Origin of the sequence: Spirillospora sp. NPDC046719, from assembly GCF_040645715.1 — a bacterium.
Taxonomy (GTDB): Bacteria; Actinomycetota; Actinomycetes; order Streptosporangiales; family Streptosporangiaceae; genus Spirillospora.
In genome coordinates, this window is record NZ_JBEYYT010000903.1 from 1 (window position 1) to 1,370 (window position 1,370).

General features: G+C 74.8%; 2 protein-coding genes. Both read left to right on the forward strand.

What is annotated here, in order from left to right; translation table 11 throughout:
- A partial coding sequence (locus ABZ914_RS51430) for a hypothetical protein (RefSeq protein ID WP_500201820.1) occupies positions 1–762 on the forward strand: 762 nt, incomplete at its 5' end.
- 66 nt (positions 763–828) lie between these two features.
- Entirely contained in the window at positions 829–1,251 is a 423-nt protein-coding gene (locus tag ABZ914_RS51435) for an OB-fold nucleic acid binding domain-containing protein (RefSeq protein ID WP_173095319.1), read from the forward strand.
- The last annotated feature ends 119 nt before the right edge of the window (positions 1,252–1,370 follow it).

Below are 1,370 nucleotides of genomic sequence, written 5' to 3' on the forward strand. Positions count from 1 at the left end.
GCCGGGATCTGGACGGACGGGCGGCGCGTCGAGCGCGCCTGCTACGCCGTCGGCGGGCTGCTGATGCTCGCCGGCCTCGCCCACCTGCTGGTGTTCGCCGTCGACGGCGGCCCGTGGACCGGGCCCGTCTCCTGGCGCAAGCCCGTCACCTTCGGCCTGTCCTTCGGACTCACGCTGATCACCATCGCCTGGGCGGGCTCCCACCTCGAACTCGGCGAGCGGGCCCGGCGCGTCCTGCTCGGGGTGTTCGCGGCCGACTGCGTCGCCGAGGTCGCGCTGATCACCCTCCAGGCGTGGCGGAGGGTCCCGTCCCACTTCAACATGGAGACGCCGTTCGACACCGCCGTCTCGCGGATGCTCGCGGCCGGCGGCGCCGTCCTGGTGGTCACGCTCGTCGCGCTGACCGTCGCCGCGTTCCGCGCGAACCCCGGCACCGCCCCGAGCATGCGCCTCGCGCTGCGCGCCGGGTTCGCCGCGCTCATGGTCGCGCTGGCGTCCGGCGCCGCGATGATCGCCAGGGGAGTGGCCGAGGCGCAGACCGGCCACCAGCAGGCCGCCTACCACGTCGCCGCCGCCCTGAAGCCCGCGCACTTCGTCACGATGCACGCCGTCCTGGTGCTCCCGGCGCTGGCCTGGCTGCTGACCTTCACCGGATCCACCGAGGCGCGCCGCGTCCGGGTCGTCGCGCTCGCCGCCGCCGGCTACGGCGTCACGGCCGCCGCCGTGGTCGCCGTCTCCGCCGTCCGGTTCGCCGCCGCCTGAGACGGGCCGCACAACCAGGCGGGCCGACCGGTCCGATTCACACCGGGATGCCATACGCTTCCACTTATGGACGAGGTTTCGGCCCGCACTTCCCCGGAGACCGACCCGGCCCCGCCGGAACGGGGCAAGGGCGGCCTGCGGCGCTTCCTGCGGCGCATGGCGTCGAGCAAGGCCGAGCTCGAAGCCGAGGAGCTGCAGAAGACGAGCGGTGACGAGGGCGCCACCCCCATCACCGCATGTTCGGCGCGCAAGCGGCACTGCGTGGCGGGTACGCTGCGTACGGTGACCCTCCGGCCCCGGGGCGGCGCCCCCGCGCTGGAGGCCGAGCTCTACGACGGCACCGACGTGATCAACCTGGTCTGGCTCGGCCGGCGGCGGATCGCCGGCATCGACCCGGGCCGCCGGCTGCGCGCCGAGGGGCTGGTCAGCGTCCAGGACGGGCGCAAGGTCATGTTCAACCCGCGGTACGAGCTGCGCGGCGGTTCCTGATCCCGCCCGGCGCGGACGCGCGGGGCGGATCCGGGGACGCGAGGTCGCCCCGCAGCGATACGGCCTGGAGTGCGATGTGAGCGAACGGGAAGCGACAGAGACGGCGGCCGCCGCAGGCG

Coding starts and splice junctions, on each gene's coding strand:
- ABZ914_RS51435 (WP_173095319.1), top strand. CDS start 829: ATGGACGAGGTTTCGGCCCGCACTTCCCCGGAGACCGACCCGGCCCCG.